Source organism: Blastopirellula sp. SH421, from assembly GCF_057808535.1.
On the sequence record NZ_CM173712.1, the window covers coordinates 71,151 to 91,004 of the forward strand.

Annotated in this window: 18 protein-coding genes and 1 tRNA gene; 9 read left to right on the top strand and 10 right to left on the bottom strand. The window is 55.5% G+C overall.

Annotation, left to right across the window (positions count from 1 at the left end; translation table 11 throughout):
* Positions 1–422 precede the first annotated feature (422 nt).
* The 3 genes from ald to mtnA are packed head-to-tail and all read left to right on the top strand — an operon-like array spanning position 423 to position 3,165.
* Positions 423–1,541 carry an alanine dehydrogenase gene (gene ald / locus SH421x_RS00290; RefSeq protein WP_488853293.1) on the top strand — a complete coding sequence of 373 codons (1,119 nt, stop codon included), beginning with the start codon at positions 423–425 and terminating at the stop codon, positions 1,539–1,541.
* A 19-nt stretch (positions 1,542–1,560) separates the two neighbouring features.
* Complete coding sequence (gene purE / locus SH421x_RS00295) at positions 1,561–2,073, top strand: 5-(carboxyamino)imidazole ribonucleotide mutase (protein ID WP_488853294.1); 513 nt, start codon at positions 1,561–1,563, stop codon at positions 2,071–2,073.
* A 15-nt stretch (positions 2,074–2,088) separates the two neighbouring features.
* Positions 2,089–3,165: an S-methyl-5-thioribose-1-phosphate isomerase gene (gene mtnA, locus SH421x_RS00300; protein ID WP_488853295.1), complete on the top strand. Its 1,077-nt coding sequence runs from the start codon at positions 2,089–2,091 to the stop codon at positions 3,163–3,165.
* Positions 3,166–3,441: 276 nt separating this feature from the next.
* Here the strand turns inward: mtnA and SH421x_RS00305 are convergent, their stop codons facing one another.
* Both SH421x_RS00305 and SH421x_RS00310 read right to left on the bottom strand, forming a co-directional pair.
* The gene (locus SH421x_RS00305; protein WP_488853296.1) at positions 3,442–4,959 is read right to left on the bottom strand and encodes a carboxypeptidase M32; all 1,518 of its coding nucleotides are present in this window, start codon (positions 4,957–4,959) and stop codon (positions 3,442–3,444) included.
* 68 nt (positions 4,960–5,027) lie between these two features.
* Complete coding sequence (locus tag SH421x_RS00310; protein ID WP_488853297.1) at positions 5,028–5,603, bottom strand: NADPH-dependent FMN reductase; 576 nt, start codon at positions 5,601–5,603, stop codon at positions 5,028–5,030.
* A gap of 414 nt (positions 5,604–6,017) precedes the next feature.
* Here SH421x_RS00310 and SH421x_RS00315 point away from each other — a divergent pair, with 414 nt between their 5' ends.
* On the top strand, positions 6,018–7,142 hold the full coding sequence (locus tag SH421x_RS00315) for a hypothetical protein (protein WP_488853298.1): 1,125 nt from the start codon (positions 6,018–6,020) through the stop codon (positions 7,140–7,142).
* 115 nt (positions 7,143–7,257) lie between these two features.
* Here SH421x_RS00315 and SH421x_RS00320 read toward each other — a convergent pair whose 3' ends face one another.
* The 4 genes from SH421x_RS00320 to SH421x_RS00335 all read right to left on the bottom strand — a co-directional run bounded on the left by SH421x_RS00320 (position 7,258) and on the right by SH421x_RS00335 (position 10,481).
* Positions 7,258–8,376 carry a DUF6268 family outer membrane beta-barrel protein gene (locus tag SH421x_RS00320; RefSeq protein ID WP_488853299.1) on the bottom strand — a complete coding sequence of 373 codons (1,119 nt, stop codon included), beginning with the start codon at positions 8,374–8,376 and terminating at the stop codon, positions 7,258–7,260.
* A gap of 25 nt (positions 8,377–8,401) precedes the next feature.
* On the bottom strand, positions 8,402–9,601 hold the full coding sequence (locus SH421x_RS00325) for a hypothetical protein (protein ID WP_488853300.1): 1,200 nt from the start codon (positions 9,599–9,601) through the stop codon (positions 8,402–8,404).
* A 124-nt stretch (positions 9,602–9,725) separates the two neighbouring features.
* On the bottom strand, positions 9,726–10,247 hold the full coding sequence (locus tag SH421x_RS00330; protein WP_488853301.1) for a DUF1572 family protein: 522 nt from the start codon (positions 10,245–10,247) through the stop codon (positions 9,726–9,728).
* A gap of 160 nt (positions 10,248–10,407) precedes the next feature.
* Positions 10,408–10,481: transfer RNA gene (locus SH421x_RS00335), tRNA-His, on the bottom strand.
* Positions 10,482–10,724: 243 nt separating this feature from the next.
* Here SH421x_RS00335 and SH421x_RS00340 point away from each other — a divergent pair.
* The 4 genes from SH421x_RS00340 (at position 10,725) to SH421x_RS00355 (ending at position 14,971) form a co-directional block, all read left to right on the top strand.
* The gene (locus tag SH421x_RS00340; protein ID WP_488853302.1) at positions 10,725–12,662 is read left to right on the top strand and encodes a hypothetical protein; all 1,938 of its coding nucleotides are present in this window, start codon (positions 10,725–10,727) and stop codon (positions 12,660–12,662) included.
* Between the two features lie 270 nt (positions 12,663–12,932).
* The gene (locus SH421x_RS00345; RefSeq protein ID WP_488853304.1) at positions 12,933–13,280 is read left to right on the top strand and encodes a hypothetical protein; all 348 of its coding nucleotides are present in this window, start codon (positions 12,933–12,935) and stop codon (positions 13,278–13,280) included.
* Positions 13,281–13,888: 608 nt separating this feature from the next.
* Positions 13,889–14,650, top strand: coding sequence for a trypsin-like peptidase domain-containing protein (locus tag SH421x_RS00350; protein WP_488853305.1), 762 nt, complete (start codon positions 13,889–13,891; stop codon positions 14,648–14,650).
* 105 nt (positions 14,651–14,755) lie between these two features.
* A complete protein-coding gene (locus SH421x_RS00355) occupies positions 14,756–14,971 on the top strand; it encodes a hypothetical protein (protein ID WP_488853306.1) in 216 nt (71 codons plus the stop codon).
* A 7-nt stretch (positions 14,972–14,978) separates the two neighbouring features.
* On the opposite strand, the gene SH421x_RS00360 is transcribed toward SH421x_RS00355, so the two are convergent.
* Entirely contained in the window at positions 14,979–15,182 is a 204-nt protein-coding gene (locus tag SH421x_RS00360; RefSeq protein ID WP_488853307.1) for a hypothetical protein, read from the bottom strand.
* Positions 15,183–16,476: 1,294 nt separating this feature from the next.
* Here SH421x_RS00360 and SH421x_RS00365 point away from each other — a divergent pair.
* Entirely contained in the window at positions 16,477–16,983 is a 507-nt protein-coding gene (locus SH421x_RS00365) for a hypothetical protein (protein ID WP_488853308.1), read from the top strand.
* A 197-nt stretch (positions 16,984–17,180) separates the two neighbouring features.
* Here the strand turns inward: SH421x_RS00365 and SH421x_RS00370 are convergent, their stop codons facing one another.
* From SH421x_RS00370 to SH421x_RS00380, 3 genes are all read right to left on the bottom strand, one after another.
* The gene (locus SH421x_RS00370; protein WP_488853309.1) at positions 17,181–17,576 is read right to left on the bottom strand and encodes a hypothetical protein; all 396 of its coding nucleotides are present in this window, start codon (positions 17,574–17,576) and stop codon (positions 17,181–17,183) included.
* Between the two features lie 42 nt (positions 17,577–17,618).
* On the bottom strand, positions 17,619–18,572 hold the full coding sequence (locus tag SH421x_RS00375; protein ID WP_488853310.1) for a DUF1559 family PulG-like putative transporter: 954 nt from the start codon (positions 18,570–18,572) through the stop codon (positions 17,619–17,621).
* Between the two features lie 240 nt (positions 18,573–18,812).
* Positions 18,813–19,769 carry a DUF1559 family PulG-like putative transporter gene (locus tag SH421x_RS00380; protein ID WP_488853311.1) on the bottom strand — a complete coding sequence of 319 codons (957 nt, stop codon included), beginning with the start codon at positions 19,767–19,769 and terminating at the stop codon, positions 18,813–18,815.
* Positions 19,770–19,854: the final 85 nt, after the last annotated feature.

Consider the following 19,854-nt stretch of genomic DNA (forward strand, 5'->3'; position numbering starts at 1 on the left):
AGAAAAATCCAACGTGTGATCAGAGCGACCGAGCGACATCCATAAATCTCGCAATTGCGCAGCAAAGTGTCAGGTTTACCAAGTTGGTGCCCGTAGATTGGGTGGATCTTGGGGATTGTTGACGCGATGATTCTGCGCAACAGGCGAGATCTGCCGTCCCGTGGGGGAATGGGACCTGCAACAATAAGCGATTTGGACGAAAATTTTTTATTGAATCACGCCGATTTCGAGTTCGTACGTTGTTGTAATAGTAAAGAAGAAAAGAATACGGGTTAATTTCCCGCCGCAACAATAACAAGAAACCGCGGCAACTCGTCCCGCTTCTTAGGATGGGGCCTGCTATCGAGAAGCGACGCAGGTCGCCAAAATGAACGCCAGCCCCGGTTCTTTGAAAAACCAAAATAAGCCAGAGGAGAGAGTCGGTGATTGTAGGAATTCCCCGCGAAGTCAAACGAGATGAGTATCGTGTCGCTATTTTGCCGGTCGGCGTCGAAGAACTGACCCGGGCAGGGCATCGCGTGCTGGTGCAAGCCGGCGCTGGCGACGGATCAGGAATTCCGGACGAAGACTATGTCGCCAACGGCGCCGTGATGGTCGACGACGCCGCGACAATCTTTGGCGAAGCCGACATGATCATGAAGGTTAAAGAGCCGCAGCCGGAAGAGTTTCCGCTGATTCGTGCTGGTCAGACGATCTTCACTTACTTCCATTTCGCCGCCAGTTTAGAGCTGACCGAAGCGATGCTCCAGAGCGGTGCGATCTGCATTGCCTACGAGACCCTCCGAGACAGCGCCGGTCGACTGCCGCTGCTGACCCCGATGAGCGAAGTCGCAGGCCGGATGAGCGTGCAGGAAGGAGCCAAATATCTAGAACGTCCCCAAATGGGACGCGGGATATTGCTGGGAGGTGTCCCCGGAGTGAAACCGGCTCATATTACCATCATGGGAGGCGGCATCGTCGGCGCCAATGCGGCCAAGATCGCGGCAGGTTTCCAGGCCGATGTGAATATTCTCGACATCAATATGGATCGGCTTCGCTATTTGGATGACGTCATGCCGGCTAACGTGAATGTCCTCTACAGCGATCGCCATGTGATTCGCGAGCAACTGCGGCTGGCCGATCTGGTGATCGGCGCGGTGTTGATTCCCGGCGCCAAAGCGCCGAACCTAGTCACGCGCGAAGATCTAAAAATCATGAAGCCGGGGAGCGTGATTATCGACGTGGCGGTCGATCAGGGAGGCTGCGTCGAAACGACGCGTCCGACGACCCACAGCGATCCCACCTTTATTATTAATGATGTCGTTCATTACTGTGTGGCCAACATGCCGGGGGCAGTCGGGCGAACCAGCACCTTTGCACTGTGCAATGTGACATTGCGGTGGGCGCTGGAGATCGCCAATTTGGGCGCTGAAAAAGCGGCCTCGCTATCGCCTCCTCTGGCTACCGCAGTCAACATCTGCCGCGGTGAAGTAACCCACGAGCCGGTTGCGAAAACGTTCGGCATGACTTACAGTCCAAAGTTTGATCGTAACTTCAACTGACGCGCCTAGAGAGCAAACGATGAGCGAGAAATCTATAAAAGTCGGCATCCTCATGGGAAGCGATAGCGATTGGCCCAAAATCAAAGGAGCAGCCGCAGCGCTGGACGAATTTGGAGTCGGTTACGAAGTTCGCGTGATGAGCGCGCATCGAACTCCGCATGTTGTCGGCGAATACGCGATGACGGCGGTGGACCGCGGTTTGAAAATTGTGATCGCTGCGGCCGGCGGAGCGGCACACTTGGCCGGCGTGGTCGCTGCGCACACCACGTTGCCGGTGATCGGTTTGCCGGTGCCGACTGCCGAACTGGGGGGGCTCGACTCGCTGCTCTCGACGGTGCAGATGCCGGGCGATGTGCCGGTCGCCAGCATGGCGGTCGGGATGGGCGGTCCACGGAACGCCGGTTTGTTCGCCGTACAGATTTTGTCCCTCTCGGACGCCGACCTGGCGGCGAAGTTCGCCGCTTTCAAAACAGGTTTGGGCGAGAAGATCGCCGCCAAAGACGCGAAGTTGCAAGAGTCGCTCGCGAAGTAACCCACGAGAAGTCAGATGCAGACCGAACAAACGGCCGTTGTCGAACCCATACGCTTCAACGGCCAAGCCGACGGAACGCTTGATTTGATCGATCAAACGTTGTTGCCTGTCGAGCTGACGCTGATCACTTGCCGCGACGTCGAAACCGTCTGGGAAGCGATCAAGTTACTACGGGTACGCGGCGCGCCGGCGATCGGCATTGCGGCCGCTTATGGCGTGGTGATCGGTCTGCAAACGGTGGGAGATGAGGACGCCGACGCGTTCTGGAAACGCTTGGACGAAGTGACCGACTATCTAGCCGGCAGTCGACCGACGGCGGTCAATTTGTTTTGGGCCCTCGATCGCATGAAACGAGTCGCGCACGAATTGCGCGACTCGGGCGCATCGATCGTCGACATTCGTGTGGCCCTGTTGGCCGAAGCGAAAGCCATCCATGCCGAAGATCGCGAAACCTGTCGTGCGATCGGCCGACATGGCGCAGCAGCGCTGGCCGGTGCTTCCAACTTTTTGACGCATTGCAACGCCGGCGGTTTGGCGACTGCCGACTATGGGACGGCGCTGGCCGTCTTCTTTACGTTGCAGGATGATGGTAAAGATCTACATGTGTTTGTGGATGAGACCCGTCCGCTGCTGCAAGGCGCCCGGCTAACGGCGTGGGAACTGTCGCAACGCAAAATCCGTGCGACGTTGATCTGCGATTCGATGGCGGCCCAGGTGATGCGTGAAGGCCGGGTCGAAGCGATTATCACCGGCGCGGATCGGATCGCGGCCAACGGCGACTCGGCCAACAAAATCGGCACCTACTCATTAGCAGTCCTAGCCAAAGCGCACGGCATTCCGTTCTATATCGCGGCGCCGATCAGCACCTTTGATCTGGCGATCGACACCGGCGCCGAGATTCCGATTGAAGAACGCGCATCGGAAGAAATCACGCACGGCTTTGGACGTCAGACCGCACCGACCGGAATCAACGTTTACAACCCGGCGTTTGACGTGACGCCGGCCGAGTTGATTGCAGGCATCATTACCGAGCGAGGAGTGATCTCGCCGGTGACGCGAGAAATGGTCGCACAAATGTTGACTGCGAAGTAGCAGCGGACTCAAGCGAAATGGACGGGACCACGGTGCGTGCCTGAGTCATCGGGTCACGCGGCGCAATCAATATCATCCAGGTAGTCGCAAAAGCCGCCGCCTGGACCCAGCGCCGCCATTCTAAGTTGGGCTCAAACACCGCGGTGACTCGGGGAAGAGAAGGGGGAGTTTCCTTCCAGAGTAATTGCTCGCCGCCGGTTGAGAAGCGCATTTCTCGGCGATTTCCGGGTCAAGCGATCTCCCCTCCCAATCCTGGTTCCGCTTTCCGGCTTTCTGTTAGTGCCCAATCCCATACAGCGGGGCGTACTTGGTTCGCAGGTATTTCAACAACGGGCAATGGTCGATCGATTCGCCGCAGATGTTGTACATTAGCTCGGGCGCGGTGTAGCAACTACCGGGGTGATGGACTTTGTCGCGGAGCCAATCGAGCAGCGGGAGGAACTCGCCGCGGCCGAACATTTCGGCCAAGTCGCCCAGCTCAATCGTCGCTTGGTCAAACAGCTGGGCGGCGTACATGTTGCCGAGCGAATAGGTAGGGAAGTAGCCGATCAGGCCGGCGCTCCAGTGGACGTCCTGCAAGCAACCATCGGAATCATCATCCGGCACGACCCCTAACAGTTGTTGGTACTTCTCGTTCCACGCCCCAGGCAAGTCTGCGACCGGCAGATCGCCGGAGAGGAGCGCTTGCTCTAGTTCAAAGCGAATGATGATGTGCAAATTGTAAGTCGCTTCGTCCGCTTCGACGCGGATCAGCGAAGGCTGCACGTCGTTGACGGCGTAGTGGAAATCGCTCATCGGCGTTTCATTGAGCGCCGGAAACGCCTTTTTCAGTTCAGGATAGTAGTGTCGCCAAAATGGATAGCTGCGGCCAACCATGTTTTCCCACAGACGCGATTGCGACTCATGCACGCCGAGCGAAACGTACGAGCCCGGCGGCAGCCCATATTGATCGGATCGAAGTCCTTGGTCATAGAGTCCATGACCCGCTTCATGCAGCGTGCTATAGAATGCAGAGGGAAAAAAATTCTTGTCGTATCGCGTGGTGATGCGGCAATCCTGTGGACCCATGCCGCAGCAAAAAGGATGATGGGTCACGTCGAGTCGGCCTGCTTCAAAGTCGAAGCCGATATCTTTGGCGACTCGCTTGCCGAACTCTTCTTGCATCGCGATCGGATATTCGCGCCGCAGGATGTCCATATTCGGATGACGGCCGGCCGCGGCGATCTCGGCGACCAGTGGCGCTAGATCGGTTTTTAATGCTGCCAGGGCGGCGGCGACTTCGGTCGTTTTTGCTTCAGGTTCAAAATAGTCGAGCAGTGCATCATAACGCGACTCGGCATAGCCGATCGCATCGGCCGTTTCGCGCATCAAGCGAAGAATGTTGTCGAGATGGGGACGAAAGAGCGGAAAGTTGTTCGCAGCGCGAGCTTGCACCCAGTTCTGTTGGGCGAGCACCTTCGCTTTGCTCAATTCAACCACTAGGTCTTGCGGCAGTTTGGAATCGCGCCGATAGTCGCGCGTTAGAACGCGAATCGTCGCCCCTTGATCACTGTGCGGATCGGCGGCTAGCGGGCTGTCAGCGAGCGAATTCAACAGCTCGCCCACCCGAGCAGAAGTGCGGCGCTCGTGGATCAAGCCTGCGAGCAGCGAGACTTGCTCGGCTCGATAGGCGCCTGCTTTGGGCGGCATGATGGTGCGCTCGTCCCACTCTAACAACTGCTGAATGCTGTCGAGCTTGGCCGCTTCGCCGATTTCGTGACAGAGTTCATCGAATTGCTGTTGGTAGTCAGGCATAGCGATCGATTTAACCGGTGGGAGAGAGAGAGGGAATTGTCGAGAGCCGCTTTGAATTTCGACGCAGGCTAACTTTTAAGACGACCCGCTAAATGGACCAGCGTTTCACCGAGTGCATGAATCGCCGCGTGTCGCTCAAGGTCTTTGAGCGATCCATCCGCACTGAAAGCGTCCGCCGCGTTGGGGACCGCAACTTGGTCGGGCAGGACGACAACGCCGATGTTGCTAAGGATTGAGCGAACATGGACCAGCCCTCGAAGTCCGCCGAGCGCGCCCGGTGAGGCGCTCATCAGTGCCGCGACCTTGCCGCGATAGGCGGCCAAGCGGGGTTCGCCGGGATCGGGACGCGAGACCCAATCGATGGTGTTCTTCAGTAGCGGCGTGATCGAGCTGTTGTATTCTGGGCAAGCCAGTAACAGCGCATCGTTTTGCAAAAAGAGTTGCTTCAGCTTTGACACGTTTTCGGGACGGCCTTCGGATTCCAGATCTTGATCAAAGATCGGCAAGGGATAATCGGCCAGATCAATCAACGTCACATCGCCGCCTGCCGCTTCGGCGCCGGCTGCGGCGATGGAAATGATTTGTTTGTTAAACGAATCGCGTCGCGTGCTGCCGGCGAACGCGAGGACTTTGACTTTCGACATAGCGGAGGCCTCGTCTGGATGGTCGTCAAAATCGGCTCAAATGACATGGACTGAATTGTAACGTGTAAGCATCAGAGGGGCGATGCGTCCCCAGGTTGACCCAAAAAACAGCAGTATTCGCAGGCTTTTTTTGGTACTACCGGGCGGCCAAAACGCTGCATCGCCCTTGCTTTGACAAGCTGTAACAAAGGTGCTGAAGAACCGGTCTTGTTCACGGTGGGGTCATTCTGGACGTCACGATGCGGCAAGCAGTAACGCGACGGACGTAGAAACCTCAGTGAACGTTGATGTGATGTCGATGAGGAAAAAGAGTCCATTTCGGACCCTTTCTGAGATCAGTAACTCGAATTGCGCTGCCCCGCTTTTAGTGCGAACCGCTCTTCATTTTAACGTTTGCCTTTAGGGAACCGCTCCATGAGACAATTGATATGCGCCGCCGGTCTATTGGGAGCGGCCTGGATGATGCCCGGCGAGCTCCGTGCCGCAGAATATTTGTTGGCCGAGAATGCTCCTCCAGTCGCGGACATCTCGCGAGTCTCGTATCAATATGTTCCGCTGGCCGAAGACGACCAAGATACCCAGTTAGTTGGCTGCGAATGCGATTCGGCCGTCGCACTAGATAGCTACGGCGATAGTTTGGTCGGTGGTCCCGACTACGACAATTCGTTCGACTGCGGCTGCGAAACTGACTGCGTTTCTGGCTGCGGCTCGTGCTGCGATCATGGGGGCTGGCTTGGTCGACTTCTCGTGCCAGGCGATCAGTGCTTTACGGACTTCATCAGTCCGATGACGAATCCGGTTTTCTTTGAAGATCCGCGGACGCTGACCGAAGCCCGTTTTATCTATCTGCATCACCAGGTTCCCAACGGGGCGCTGGGCGGCAATGTCAATGTGATCGCGCTGCAATTGCGAGCCGCGTTGACCGAGAACTTGTCGATCATCGCAACCAAAGATGGTTTCATCACCTCCAGCAACCCGCTGATCGAGGATGGTTGGGCCGACGTTTCTGCCGGTTTGAAATACAATCTCTACAAAGATCCATCGCAACAGCGGTTGTTGAGCGCCGGCTTTACGTATGAAATGCCGGTTGGCAGCACGCGATCATTGCAAGGGAATGGGGACGGATTGTTTGATCTGTTTTTGACCGGTGGAACGCAGTTTGGTCGTAACAATCATTGGGTTTCGGCCACCGGCTTTTTACTGCCGGCCGACAAAGCGGCCGAAAGCTCGCTTTGGTTCTGGTCCAATCACGTCGATCATCGGATCGCCGGCACCAACTTCTATCTGTTGGGCGAAACTAACTGGTATCACTACATGAGCTCGGGCAAAGCGTTCAACGCGGCGCCAATTGAAGGGGGAGATCTCTTCAACTTTGGCACGGTCGGCGTCGCCGGCAACGACATCGTCACCGGAGCATTGGGCGTCAAATACAAACCGCACTCCGGCATGGAGCTTGGGTTTGCGTGGGAAACCCCGCTGACCAATCGTCGCGACGTGTTGCAGAATCGCCTCACGGTCGATTGCATCTTCCGCTACTAAGTCAAAACGCGGTTGCAAACTAAGAGCGAATGTCGAAGCGAGAATGCTCGAAGGAACGATTGGTTTAGGTTGTTCGTTCGACATTCTGGTTTCGGCATTCGTCATTTGTCTTTCTCTAGAACCACCAGCCGCTGCGGATCATGACAGTGTCGTTCATGTCGAGCGTGTAGGGATCGACTTGGTATTCAAGCCGGCGGCCGAAGACATAACCAAATTCAATAAATGATTTGCCGCCACCATCGCGTCGGCGTTCCATTCCAAAGATCACGCGGTAATCGGAAATCGTCAGCAAGTCGCCGGCGCCGCTGGCGCGCTCGACACTCCAAGTGCCCCCTCCCAGTTCGCCCGTGATATACCACCAATCTTCAAAGCCGGGGCCATAATCCCATAATTGGCTATAGCGGGGGCGCGGAAAGGTGAGTTCTAGTTTTCGATTCTCACCGCTCCAGACGGCGCCTGCGATCGGCAAGACATTGTAGTCGTCGCGGTTCAGCCAGATGACGCCGCCGAGCAGTTGCCAATTGTCATTCCACTGGTAGGTTGCGATCCCCATGGCGCTGGGGCGAAAAGCGTCGCTCTGTTGCAGTTTGAAGTCGCTGTAATAGCCGGCGGTTCCAGAGAGGATCAGTCCCCAGCGCTCGTTGATCGGACGAATCCAGCGAGTTGTCAAATAGACGTCGTACAAGGTCGCTGGAGCGTCGATCGATTCAGGCCCCACCAAAAAATGCATGCCGTAGCCCGGTGTTACGATCAACGGCGAGTCGATCGTAGGCGCCGGAAATCCTAGCGTGATCGTCGCCAACACGTCAGTGATGCCGATGTTGTCTCCGCTGCCGGCGATCCAGGTGCTATCAGTCGTCAGCGACTGTAAAATACCTGGCTTGCTAGACGCGAGCACTGGGCGCGATTTGAAAATCTCGTCCTCGTCGAGCCGAATTCCCTCGCCCATCTGGATGTCGTACGGCATTTCGTCCATTTCGGGAGGAATGACCGCGGTCATCTGAGCGATCGGCTGCGTCGGATCTGCCGGAATATAAACCGGGCTATCCGCCGGAAAGACGTCGGTCGGCGGCAACGGCTGGACCGCTTGGTACGGCAGTTGGCGATCCGAGGCGCCAAGATTGGAAGAGGTTTGGCTATTGGAGCTCCAAGGCACGTACTGAGCGCAGACCGTTTCTGTCATCAGACAGAGCGGAAGCAGCGCCAGCCAGAATCGGAGCGAAATCAATTGCACGACGTTTTTTCTGAGGAAGATCGGCTTAGAAGTTGAAACCAGTTCGGAACATCAGCGTGCTATCGACATCTAAGGTTGGAATGGCGCTGCGATAGACCAGTTGCCGACCCCAGACATAGCCGATCTCGGCAAACGCCTTCAAGCGATTGGGGTGGGTCGCTTCGGCGCCAAAGAAGACACGATAGTCGTTGATGTCAACCTGATCGTCGACCGATCCCATGCCGGTATCGCGCTGGATGGTCCAACTGCCGCCACCATATTCGGCGCCCAAGTACCACCAGACCTCTTTGTCGCCAAACGTCGTCCAATACTTGGAGATCCGAGGATAAGGGAAGACCAAGTCGTACTTCGATCGGCTATCTGGTTGCCAGGTGACGCCGGCCACCGGCAGCAGTTTAATGTCTAAGCGATCAATGTAGACGACGCCAGCTTTGACGGTCAAAGTTGGTGTTAGACGCACAGCGCCGACTCCCAACCCTTGATACCGCAAGCTGTTAGTGTTGAATGTCTTGAAGTCAGAATAAACCCCTGCCCGAAAGCCAAGCTCGGCAAATAAACGAGGAGTGATTTCTGGATTCCACGCAAAGTCGAGATAGGTGCTGTAAGCGTTGCCTGGCAGGTTTTGCACCAGATTCTGAGGACCGTCCCACAAGTGCAGCACAAACGCAGGCGTCACCAGCAACGGCTGAGTGCTTCCCAGAAAATTTGGGAACTGAGCCGTCGCCGAAATATCAAAGTCTTGAATCTGCAGCGCGGCGTCCGCTTCGGTCAGCTTGGGGAGCCAGGTATAGCGGAAGCCCACGTTCTCTAAAAAACGTTCATACGGGATCGAAGGAAACTGGGTCGTCGGCTGATAGATTGGCTGCGCAGCGCCATAGGCCGGCGCTGTTTGATTCGGAAAATACGCAGGCGGGCCGGTCGCAAATCCTGCCGGCGGAGACGTCGGCGGCGGTGGATAACTCATCGGCGGCGGATACGAAGGAGGCGCATAGCTGGGCGCTGCTCCATAAGGGGCCGACGGATAGGAGCTGAACTGCGTGCCGGTTGCGTAGGGATCAAACGGCTGGATTCCACCGGTCAAGGTCGCCGGTGGTTGCACGCCGTAAGGGGATGGCGCAACGGTATTGATCGGCGTTGGAGCCTGGATGCGCTGTGCTAGCAGTGCGGTCGGCGCGGCTAGGAGGAGCGCGCCAACCAAGATCGTGTTTTTGAAAATTTCGCCCACGATTCTCTCAAGCAAACGGTCGCCCGATGACGATTAATAAAAGTTGGGAAAGTCGTGGGGTGTAATTAACAGCGTCCACCAACCGGGTCAAGGCGAACTTCGCCGCGCCCTGGGCGAATTGTCGCTAGTTGGATTCCCCTTCTTCCGTCGCCGGGGGCGTCCAATAGAAGCGATAGGCCTCTCCCTGCATTTGCCGCGTCAGGCAGATAACCTCCTGCGTATGTCCAAAAAAGTGGCTCACGCTATGGACCGACGCCTGCCAACCGCTGACGTCATTCCCTTGGACACGGCGCGATTCCAACATTTCGGCAGGGTCTACTTGCTGCAGTGCGGCGATCGCTTCATCCAAAGTTTTGCGCAAATCGCGCAATAGCTGCTCAGCGGCAATCGGATCACGCTCGGCGAATTCGGCAGGTCGATCACGGACATCTAGCGCTCCCCCCACGCCGGAGATCAGATGTTGCCGCACATTCCCCCCCAAATGAATCAAAATCGTCCCGATCGAGTTCATCCCTGGGCCAGGGCGACGCCAGACTTGGGCGTCGGAAAGCTGGTTGACGCAATGTTCGATCCGGTCAAAGCAGCCGTTCAAACAGCGAATGAATTCAGCAGAAACAGCAGATGTAACTTCGGCGGCGGTGGGCATCGGGTTTTCCTCGCAAAGCGATAGACGACAAAAACAGCATGGTTTTTGAAGTGGACGTCGCCAGAGAGAAATCGGTTCGCAGAAGCCAGAATGGCCAGTGATAAAGTTGCCTAAGTCATTAGCAGGCAACCTTTTAGAGAATTAAATTCGACGAACTAAGGGTGGATAGAGGGATTTGAACCCACGACCCCTGGAATCACAATCCAGTGCTCTAACCAGCTGAGCTATACCCACCATAGTCGTCAAAGCGCCTCAGTCTAAAACGATGCCGCCCAGGCGTCAACGGCCAGGATGCCGCTGAGTGCAAATTCATAGGATCACGAGAATCGCCTGAAACGATTGTCCTGATCGTGACATAGCTAGGAAAGCAGACTTATTCACTTAGAGCCGTGTCACCGGGGACAGGTTCGCACGCTTCCTCCTCTTCTCTCATCCACGGGCTAACCTGCAATGTCATTTCCTGCACGATTTCGCCTGATGACGCTTTTAGTACTGGTAGGTTTCTCCTCGATCGCCGCGGCCGCGCCTCGAATTCTGCTGCGACCTGAGATGCTGATTGATCTCTCAGGCCGGGGAGGTTTGGATCAACTCGTGGACGAACAAGATCAGCTGGACGACGACACAGCGCCTCCGGTTACAAAACCGAATCGCGGCTGGCAAGGCGCCGATCTCTACTACCCATTGCCAGTGGTGATTGACTTGGGCATTGAGCATCAACTAGCGACGATTCGCTGGTGGGATGTGGAAGGCGATGGATTATTGGTGGTAGACGCTTGGGTTGGCGATCGTTGGCAAGAGGTTTGTCGTGATCCGCTGAAAAAGTACCAAGCCTGGTCGTCCCAGCCGTTGGATGTCCGCTGTCAGTATCTGCGGCTAACCTTCACCACGCCGGCGGCTGCGATCGCAGAAATCGCGCTGACGGGAAAACCGCTCGCTGCAGCACAGCCCGCAGGCGAACTTGCGCCGTCACCGAGACCGACTCGCCCGACGATGGACAAGTTGATCGGCGTCAACGGCTTTATTGATGATCCGATCGAACGGCTAGCCGCGTTTGGTACGCTTCGCGAATATCACAACGCGCAGTGGGATGATGGCAAAGCGGCGAAACCAGCAGGCCGTTTTCCCCAGCATGCGTTCGCCTACAGTCCCAGCGCCGTACGCGGAGTTGGCTGGGGATGGGACTTTGATGACTACTACGCAAAGCTGAAAGCGGCAAACGTGGAAGTCTTCCCTTGCTTGCAAGGCGCTGACAAATACCAGGCCGCCGGTCAATCGTTCCACCCAGAGCATAAACCGATCGCTGCTGACGCTGATGCAACCGCTCCGGCGTCGTATGCGGCGCACGCGGCTCATCTATTTCAAACGGTCGCGCGCTATGGCTCGGCGTCGGTCGACGCCGATTTGCTAACGTTAGAAAGTGGGCAGCAGCCGAAGAGCGGTTTGCAATTGATTGACTCGATCGAAAATTGGAACGAGCCAGACAAGTGGTGGCAGGGTCGCGCCGCTTATTTCAATCCGCTGGAACTCGCGGCGATGTGCAGCGCCGACTACGACGGTCATCAAGGCGCGCTAGGTCCAGGCGTGGGCGCCAAAACGGCCGATCCCAACATTCGCTTCGTCATGGCAGGTCTCGCGACCACCGATGTCAATTATCTGCGCGCGATGCAGTTTTGGGCGCGTCTGCATCGGGACGGCGACTTTCCGGCCGATGTGATCAATCTGCATCACTACAGCAACGACGCGGGCGGACAATCAGGTCAGCCAACCACCGGAATTTCACCAGAAGCGGATCGGATGAAAGAGCGCTTTGCGGCGATTGTCGAGTTTCGCAATCAACATCTGCCGCAATGCGAACTGTGGGTTTCGGAGTTTGGCTACGACATCCATCCCCAGTCGGTGCAATGTGCGCCAGCGATCGGCAACACGACCGCCGAAGAAACGCAAGCTCGTTGGCTGGTCCGCTCGTATCTAGAACTTGCCGCCGCCGGCGTCGATCGCGCCCAGATGTACATGCTGCGCGATGTGAACGCCGCCGATCCGACCAAGTTTTCTAGCAGCGGCGTTACCAGCAGCAAAGAGACAGGCCACAAGCCGCGCCGGTCTTGGTATTACATCGCGACGTTAAAACACGTGCTGACGGGACTGCGGTTTGAGCAAGCGATTCCGCACGACAGTCTCAGTGATTTACGACGCTATCGCTTTTCGGCCAGGGATGGTCGAACCGTCGATGTGATCTGGCTCGCCTCTTCCCGCGATCAGCAAATCGCCAATTTCAAAGTAGAGGATCTGACCGGCGAGATCGAAGTGATTCAGTTGGCAGGTGATTCACAAGTCGGAAAAGTGGTCAGCTCGGGGGCTGCCGCGGACTTACAAATCGAACTCAGCGAATCGCCGCTGTTTCTGCTGTCAAAATGATCGTTCAGTACGTCCTTGCAAAGCCAACGAGAATCTCCAAACATCACCGATGCGTCGAACGTGATTGCGAGGAAATTGCAAAATCAGGCAATCGAGCAGCTGGCCAATCGCATCACTGTTTCTGATTTTCGCAACAAATTGGCTATTTTTCCGCTCAATCGGTGGTGATTCAAAAGCGACTTGCGCGTTAGGATGAATCGCGCGACGACGCATGCTGCAAGCGCGACTTGCGGCCGATAACTACTAGACTTCTGCAAGAAAGAGATAGCCATGTCGCGCTACGAGGGGAAACCGTTCGTACGATTGCTCGAGTGTTATATTTTGTCGGCGATTGACGAGCTGCCCGAGATTTACACGCAAAAGCTGGAAGAAATGGGGCCGGCTTTGAAAGAGACCTACAACCTCGAGGGAGGCTGGCGCGATGTGGTGGCCCAGGTGATGAACTTTCCCGATACGGTCGACGAAGAGCTGCGCGGCATGTGGTCGCACAATCAAGCGATCGCCGCCCAGAACAATCAAATCCTCTCGGCCGAAGCCTTTGCTCAAGCCGTAGTCGATCAAAATTTCAAAGAAGAAACGCAAGGCGATTCTCCTGTCGCGGAAGATGAAGAAGAGTAAACGCGCGAGCGAACCACAACGTAGCTCGTTGCAATTCCCATGGTAGCGGATCGGCGCAAGCCGTCCGGTTCTTCTGGTCTTTCGATGCTTCGGACCATCCATGATTCGCAACCGGAGGGCTCGCGCCCTTCCGCTACAATTCTTGTTTGGTAGCAATGGGGAACTGTGAGAGCATGACCCACGATTTCATTCTTATCCGTGTAAATCCGAGCTTGATCGGTGGTATCCGTGTTCCATTAGTAGCGGAACGGCGCAAGCCGTCCGGTTCTTATGGCCTTTTGATGCTTGGGACCATCCATGATTCGCAACCGGAGGGCTCGCGCCCTTCCGCTACAATTCTTGTTTGGCAGCAATGGGGAACAGTGAGAGCACGACCCACGATTTCATTCTTATCCGTGTAAATCCGAGCTTGATCGGTGGTATCCGTGTTCCATTGGTAGTGGAACGGCGCAAGCCGCCCGGTTCTTCGAGCCTTCGATGGTTCGCTGCGGAAGATCAAGAAGAGTAAAGACGCGAGTTGAGGTTTACTCTTTTTCCCGAGATCGTGGCACGGTATCTTTGGCAGGTGCGACTTAGCCAGGTAGCGCTTTTCCAACAAAGGTATCTTCATGTTCGTTCGTTCGATCGCAGCTTGGTTGTTGGTATCCACCGCAATGGCCTGGGGCGGCGATCCACTAGCAGCCGAGCAGCGGCCGCCGCGCTGGGAAAGCGTCTGCTTCATCAAATCGGTCGTCGAGAAAGAAGAGAAGCAGCTCAGCCGTGCGGCGAGTGGATTTTTTGTCCGCCGCGGCGCGCAGATCTATTTGGTGACTGCACAGCATGCGGCTAAAGAAAGTTCGTCAAGTTCGGTAGTCGCGTTCTCGCTTGGCGACAGTAGTGTGAACGTCAATCTAGCCGAACTGGGACTCTCGACCGAAAACGGCTGGCTGTCGAAACCAAACTACGACCTCGCCATCTTGCCGGTGGCTCACCGACTACTAGCAAGCGTGGTCTGCATCGATTGCGAAGATTGCCGGGCTGAGTTGCCTGCTTTGAAATCGGTCGTCGAGGTCGTCGGCTTTCCCTTGGCGATGGGGGTTCAAGGCGCTGATCTCGCCCCGATCGTGATGGAGCTGAAATTAGCAAGCGGCGAGATTCTGGATCCGTTCAAACACGATGGAGAGCGGATCGCGGTTTGCATCCCCGCTTGTGCGGATGGCGCGAGCGGCTCGCCTGTTTTTGCGATGGTCGACCAGGGCAAATGGTGCGTGGTCGGTATCTTTACTGGCAATCTTGCCGACACCTCCGGCGGCAAGCTCTCAAAAATCGCGCCGGCCTCTGCGATGATTGACTTGATCCAGATTGACGCCGCGGCGACAAAGTCAAACTAGGCGTTGGACTTCCCGGTTCTATTTGCTCGCTTGCCGGATTCGACCAGGGTAAACTTGAAGCGTGATTTGTTTCTGATCCCTCCACCCTGATCGGGCTGCACAGCGATGAGCAATTCGTCGAACAAAAAAGAATTAAGTTTCACCGGGAAATTGATCCAAAATCTCGGCGGAATCCTGGGCGTGGTGATAGCGCTCGGCGTGATGTTTGGGATGGGCTTCAGTGGCGCATTGCCTGGTGCGGCGTTTGGCGCGGTTGGAGGCCTGATTGGTTCGCTCGTCGCAATGCCGATCGCGGCGATGTTTCCGGTAGAGCCTTCATAACTGCGTGCTAAATCACGTCGCGCTGCTGCAGCACATAATAGAGGGTGCTGCCGATCAAGAACCCCAGCAGCAATACCCAAGGTCCGTAACCGCCGTAGGCGCGCAAATCGGGCAGTAAGCCGCGACCCCAAGTCGTGACAAACAACCGAAACGCGAAGGTAACAAACAGGATGCTGGAAAGCACAATCGCGGCATAGATTTCGGTTTTCATGCAATATCGACTTAGAACGCTGGGGATAGTTGTCGCGTGTATTGCGATTGTCTTGGCGATTGGTAAACAGGTTGGGATCGTCCCTCTGTTGGTCTTCGCTTATTGCGCTAGTTATATTGCGCCTGTGGTAGTCTCAAATGCTTGGTGGCGAGCTGGTGTTTCGTTCCTCATTGCGGGTCTTTCCGGTGCGGCGCTCGCCGCTATTAACCCTTTGGCTAGGGAGTACGACATTCCAATTCCGTGGGAAAAAAGGTGGCCAGAGGTGTTGATGGGTGGGATTCGGGGCGGTCTGTACGCCGCGACCGTCTGTGCAATTCTGAGCTGGGGAATTCGTCTGGAAGACAAGCCCAAACCATCACGCGACAGACCCCAGGATTAGTGCGCATCAGAATCGCGAATCGGCGGTCGGATTTACCAACAGCGCACCAAATGAAACTTGCCGCATTCCTGCAATTTCGACTTCGCATCCACGCAATAAAGTCACGACTGGTCGAAGTAGCTGTCCATTTTACTGAAAATGCTCAAGCTTCCTCACCAACACTTTGAGCTAACCAGCGTGATTGCAGAAGTGTTCATTTGGGCGCCATAAAACAAGAATAGTAGCGGAAGGGCGCAAGCCCTCCGGTCTGAATCATCGAAGTTCCGAATTATCGCAGGGCCGAAGAACCGGACGGCTTGCGCCGTTCCGCTACCATTGGAATTGCAACACGCGAGGCTTTGCCGAAAAGAGCCGAATTTTAATTTGCGAGCCGCGAACCGGTGTTGGCTGTTTCGACGCTGAGAACCGTTTTCCCTTGGCGCCACGGGCTAGTATTGCGTCAAACGGCGATTTGCGGGCGTCTGGTGCCGGAGAATAGTAGCGGAAGGGCGCGAGCCCTCCGGTCTGAATCACCAAAGTTCCGAATCATCGCAGGGCCGAAGAACCGGACGGCTTGCGCCGTTCCGCTACTATTGGAATTGCAACAAGCGACGTTGTGGTTCGCTCGTGCGTGGCTAGGAAATGGACAGCCACGTGTTCGAACGATAGCAGACTTCGTCCTAGGTATTTACTTACGGGATCATTGATTTGCATGTTTAGCATTGCCGCGCAAATGCTTGATTTACTATCGCGCAACAAGTCAGAGAGGCAGTTGCGCCGCTTGCGGTTTTGCGCCACAGGCATTCGCCAAATTTAGCATATTGCGGCCTAATTAAGCTTGCGTCTGCGACTTCCTTTCGACGATGATAACGCTTGCCCAGGAACAGACTAGAAAGAGGCGTAATCGTGTAAGCTTCCCCATAACGGAGGTACCCCATGAATTTTCGCTTCACCTGTAGTCATCTTTATCGCGTTATTGCAATCATCTCTATTCTGCTGACCGTTTGTTATCTGTTTGATCGCGACGAACTATCTTCCAATCAGTTGGCTCTTTTGCTGGAAGGGGATGAAAGCGTAGATCTCTCTCGCATTGAGGCCTTTGGTCAGAATCGGCATCTCGAATGTCATGACCCTCAGGTGATTCAGTATCTCGAGAAATGCTTGGCTGCTTCGACTCACGACGGAAACTTCCTGCCGGAGACAGAAGAAGAGATTCGCTGCCACAGCGGATACGTTCCGTACTACATCACTTTTGGTCTAGAGAATGGCCAAGAATGCACCGTCTACTGCGACGTATCTAACCGTGACATTTGCTTGCTGGTGCCTGCACACGAGCCAGTCGGCGAAATTGGCGTTCCTAATCGAAGGGCTCAGTTTCCCCAGCCGATGCCCAAAAGGCTGACGCAATTGCTAGCCGCATTAACGGCGGAGCAAGGTCTGTAAAGAGGAGGGCAGGGCATGCCTGACGAATGCGCGTGCATTGCGAACCAAACATGGAAAACGCCCGACAAGGGATCGGCGTTTTCAACCTGGCCAAATTTAGAGCAAAACGCTTCACAGGTCACTGCATCCGCGACCTGTAACTTGATCGGATTTCTAGATCACAATCGACCATCAAAGCGCGGCAGGGACGGCCATCCCTACTTTTTCTTGGGGACGTTGAAGTCAATGCTGGTCGAGCTAGTTGGCAGTTCCGCGGTGGTCTCATAAGTCGAGAACAGCGGCTGCCCATCCGAATTGTCGCCGTGGGCGATGCCGTTGTACCCTTCGATCCGTACGACGTGCGGGCCGCCGACAACGCCCAGCGCCTCGCTGGTGTCAAAGCTGCCGTTGCGAATAATCGCAACGCTGCCGGGGCCACGATTGCCGGCCTTGGTATCCGGCTCAAAGTAGATCGTCCCCTTGGGGACCGGCTGGCCGTCATACGTGACTTTGCCGTGGATATGGATCGTCGACGTGCTGGGACCGCAGCCGAGCAATGAAGCGGCGACGGTTATCGCCGCGAGAAAGCCTAGTTGCGTTTGGATAATATTCACTGGGATAACTCGTAAAAAGCGGGAGACAAAGTAGGGAGCGACTTACAACGAAAATCCTCCGGTCGGGAAGCCATCGTCGATCTTGCCGGTTTGCTGATAGATGAGCAGATCGATCGTTTCCGGAACAAAATGAACCGAAGCGTCTCCCAATAAAAAATGGCAGCCTCCGGGATGATAGCTGCCAAACAGCTTGGTCATTACGTTCAACGTATCGAACTTCAGACCAACATTCGGATTAGAATTAATCTGATCACGCGCCGCCGCCAGAACGTAGGGAGAACCGTTCGAGTCGGTCTTGGATCCCGATGCCCAGCCGGTGTAAATGCCGTCGCTACGCCCGGTTGGAGTCAGGCAGTACTTCGTTTCGCCGATCATGAACGTATTGCTGGTCCCGTCCAGCATGTCGCGGAACTTTGTTTGCGAGTTGAAGTACAAAATGCCGTTGCGATAAAAGACCCGATTGCCGGATGCGGCGGCGCAGCTTTGCTCAGCGACGGGGCCCCCTCCTTGCACGCCAAAATAGCTGGTCGTCGCCCAGTCATCGCGGCTGCCGGGATCGGACGGACATTGATAGGCTGAGTTCGCCAGTTTGAATTGATTGTTGTTAGCGGTCACGCCGGGCACGTTAGACGAAGAAGTGAACGCTCCGGTGAGATCAAACAACTCATAGCGGTTCGTTTGTTCTAAAAACGGCAAAATCGCAACAGTCCACGGCTCTCGGGCATTGCTGTTAGCGCCGGTCGCGCTGCACCAAGTGGTGCTGCTGTAGTTGGGATTGTTCGTGTTTTTGACGCCTGCCGGAAATTGTCCGTACGTGTCATGGTGATTGTGCAGCGCCAACCCGATCTGCTTCAGATGATTGGTGCAGTCCATCCGCCGAGCCGCTTCACGCGCCTGTTGCACGGCGGGCAGCAGCAACGCGATCAACACGCCGATAATCGCAATGACAACTAACAGTTCAACCAGCGTAAATCCCGCGGGTGTTCGACGTAACATGGCTATACTCGAGGAAAAAGAAAAAGGATTAGAGAGCAAGGTTTTGCAAAGCGAGAAACGTCGCTAATTGCTATTGATAAATGTTACGCGCTCGCTTTGTCGTGAGTGATCTACAGGGGAGGATGAGGATTTTCTCGCAGTCAATCTGCGTGCGAGATTGCGCTAAATTTAGCGTCGTGAGGAATTCACTAAGCAGGAAAAAATCTTGTGTTTAACACGTCTTGGCTTTGCATTAATCGACTACAGGTTAAAACCGCCGGTCGGCAAGCCATCGTCAATCTTGCCAAGTTGGCGATAGATATTTAGATCGATCGTCTCGGGCATAAAGTGGACCGAGCCATCTCCTAACAGGAAGTGACATCCGCCGGGGTGATAACTGCCGAACAGTTTGGTCATGATGTTCAGCGTGTCGAATTTCAGCCCGACGTTAGGATTGGAATTGATTTGATCGCGGGCAGCTGCCAAGACCAGCGGACAGCCAAACGCATCGGTCTTCGCGCCGGAAGCCCAACTGGTATAGATGCCGTCTGCTCTACCCTGCGGGGTCAGGCAGTATTTGGTTTCGCCGACCATCAACGTGTTACTGGTGCCGTCGAGCATGTCACGGAATTTGGTTTTCGAGTTGAAGTACAAAATTCCATTGCGATAGAAAACGCGATTGCCGGATTGCGTCGAACAACTTTCTTCGGCGACTGGTCCGCCACCCTGGACGCCGTAATAGCTGGTCGTCGCCCAATCGGCGCGACTGCCAGGGTCCGACGGGCACTGATAGGCCGAGTTCGACAGTTTGAATTGATTGTTGTTGGCCGTCACGCCGGGGACATTGGACGAAGAGGTAAACGCACCATCCAGATCGAATAGCTCATAGCGGTTGCTTTGTTCCAGGAACGGCAAGATCGCGACGGTCCATGATTCGCGGGCGTCAGCCGCCGAGCCCGTCGAACTGCACCAAGTCGAACTGCTGTAGTTAGGATTGTTGGTGTTTCTGACGCCAGCCGGAAATTGTCCGTAGGTGTCATGGTGATTGTGCAGCGCCAAACCGAGCTGCTTCAGATGGTTGGTGCAGTCCATCCGTCGAGCCGCTTCGCGCGCCTGTTGCACGGCGGGCAGCAGCAACGCGATCAACACGCCGATGATTGCGATGACTACCAATAATTCCACCAGCGTAAACGCCGCTCGGAGATTTCGAATGATCATAAAAGCACCGACCAGAGATGAAATGTGTAAGGGATAAGATGGAATTTTCCAGCAAAAACAAGAATAAAGCAACAACAAAACGCAA

Excerpts from the sequence above, each read along its gene's own strand:
- SH421x_RS00365 (WP_488853308.1), top strand. The coding sequence starts at position 16,477 with ATGAATTTTCGCTTCACCTGTAGTCATCTTTATCGCGTTATTGCAATC.
- SH421x_RS00380 (WP_488853311.1), bottom strand. The coding sequence starts at position 19,769 with ATGATCATTCGAAATCTCCGAGCGGCGTTTACGCTGGTGGAATTATTG.
- SH421x_RS00360 (WP_488853307.1), bottom strand. The coding sequence starts at position 15,182 with ATGAAAACCGAAATCTATGCCGCGATTGTGCTTTCCAGCATCCTGTTT.
- SH421x_RS00375 (WP_488853310.1), bottom strand. The coding sequence starts at position 18,572 with ATGTTACGTCGAACACCCGCGGGATTTACGCTGGTTGAACTGTTAGTT.
- SH421x_RS00355 (WP_488853306.1), top strand. The coding sequence starts at position 14,756 with ATGAGCAATTCGTCGAACAAAAAAGAATTAAGTTTCACCGGGAAATTG.
- mtnA (WP_488853295.1), top strand. The coding sequence starts at position 2,089 with ATGCAGACCGAACAAACGGCCGTTGTCGAACCCATACGCTTCAACGGC.
- SH421x_RS00330 (WP_488853301.1), bottom strand. The coding sequence starts at position 10,247 with ATGCCCACCGCCGCCGAAGTTACATCTGCTGTTTCTGCTGAATTCATT.
- SH421x_RS00340 (WP_488853302.1), top strand. The coding sequence starts at position 10,725 with ATGACGCTTTTAGTACTGGTAGGTTTCTCCTCGATCGCCGCGGCCGCG.
- SH421x_RS00345 (WP_488853304.1), top strand. The coding sequence starts at position 12,933 with ATGTCGCGCTACGAGGGGAAACCGTTCGTACGATTGCTCGAGTGTTAT.
- SH421x_RS00315 (WP_488853298.1), top strand. The coding sequence starts at position 6,018 with ATGAGACAATTGATATGCGCCGCCGGTCTATTGGGAGCGGCCTGGATG.
- SH421x_RS00350 (WP_488853305.1), top strand. The coding sequence starts at position 13,889 with ATGTTCGTTCGTTCGATCGCAGCTTGGTTGTTGGTATCCACCGCAATG.
- SH421x_RS00310 (WP_488853297.1), bottom strand. The coding sequence starts at position 5,603 with ATGTCGAAAGTCAAAGTCCTCGCGTTCGCCGGCAGCACGCGACGCGAT.
- SH421x_RS00305 (WP_488853296.1), bottom strand. The coding sequence starts at position 4,959 with ATGCCTGACTACCAACAGCAATTCGATGAACTCTGTCACGAAATCGGC.
- purE (WP_488853294.1), top strand. The coding sequence starts at position 1,561 with ATGAGCGAGAAATCTATAAAAGTCGGCATCCTCATGGGAAGCGATAGC.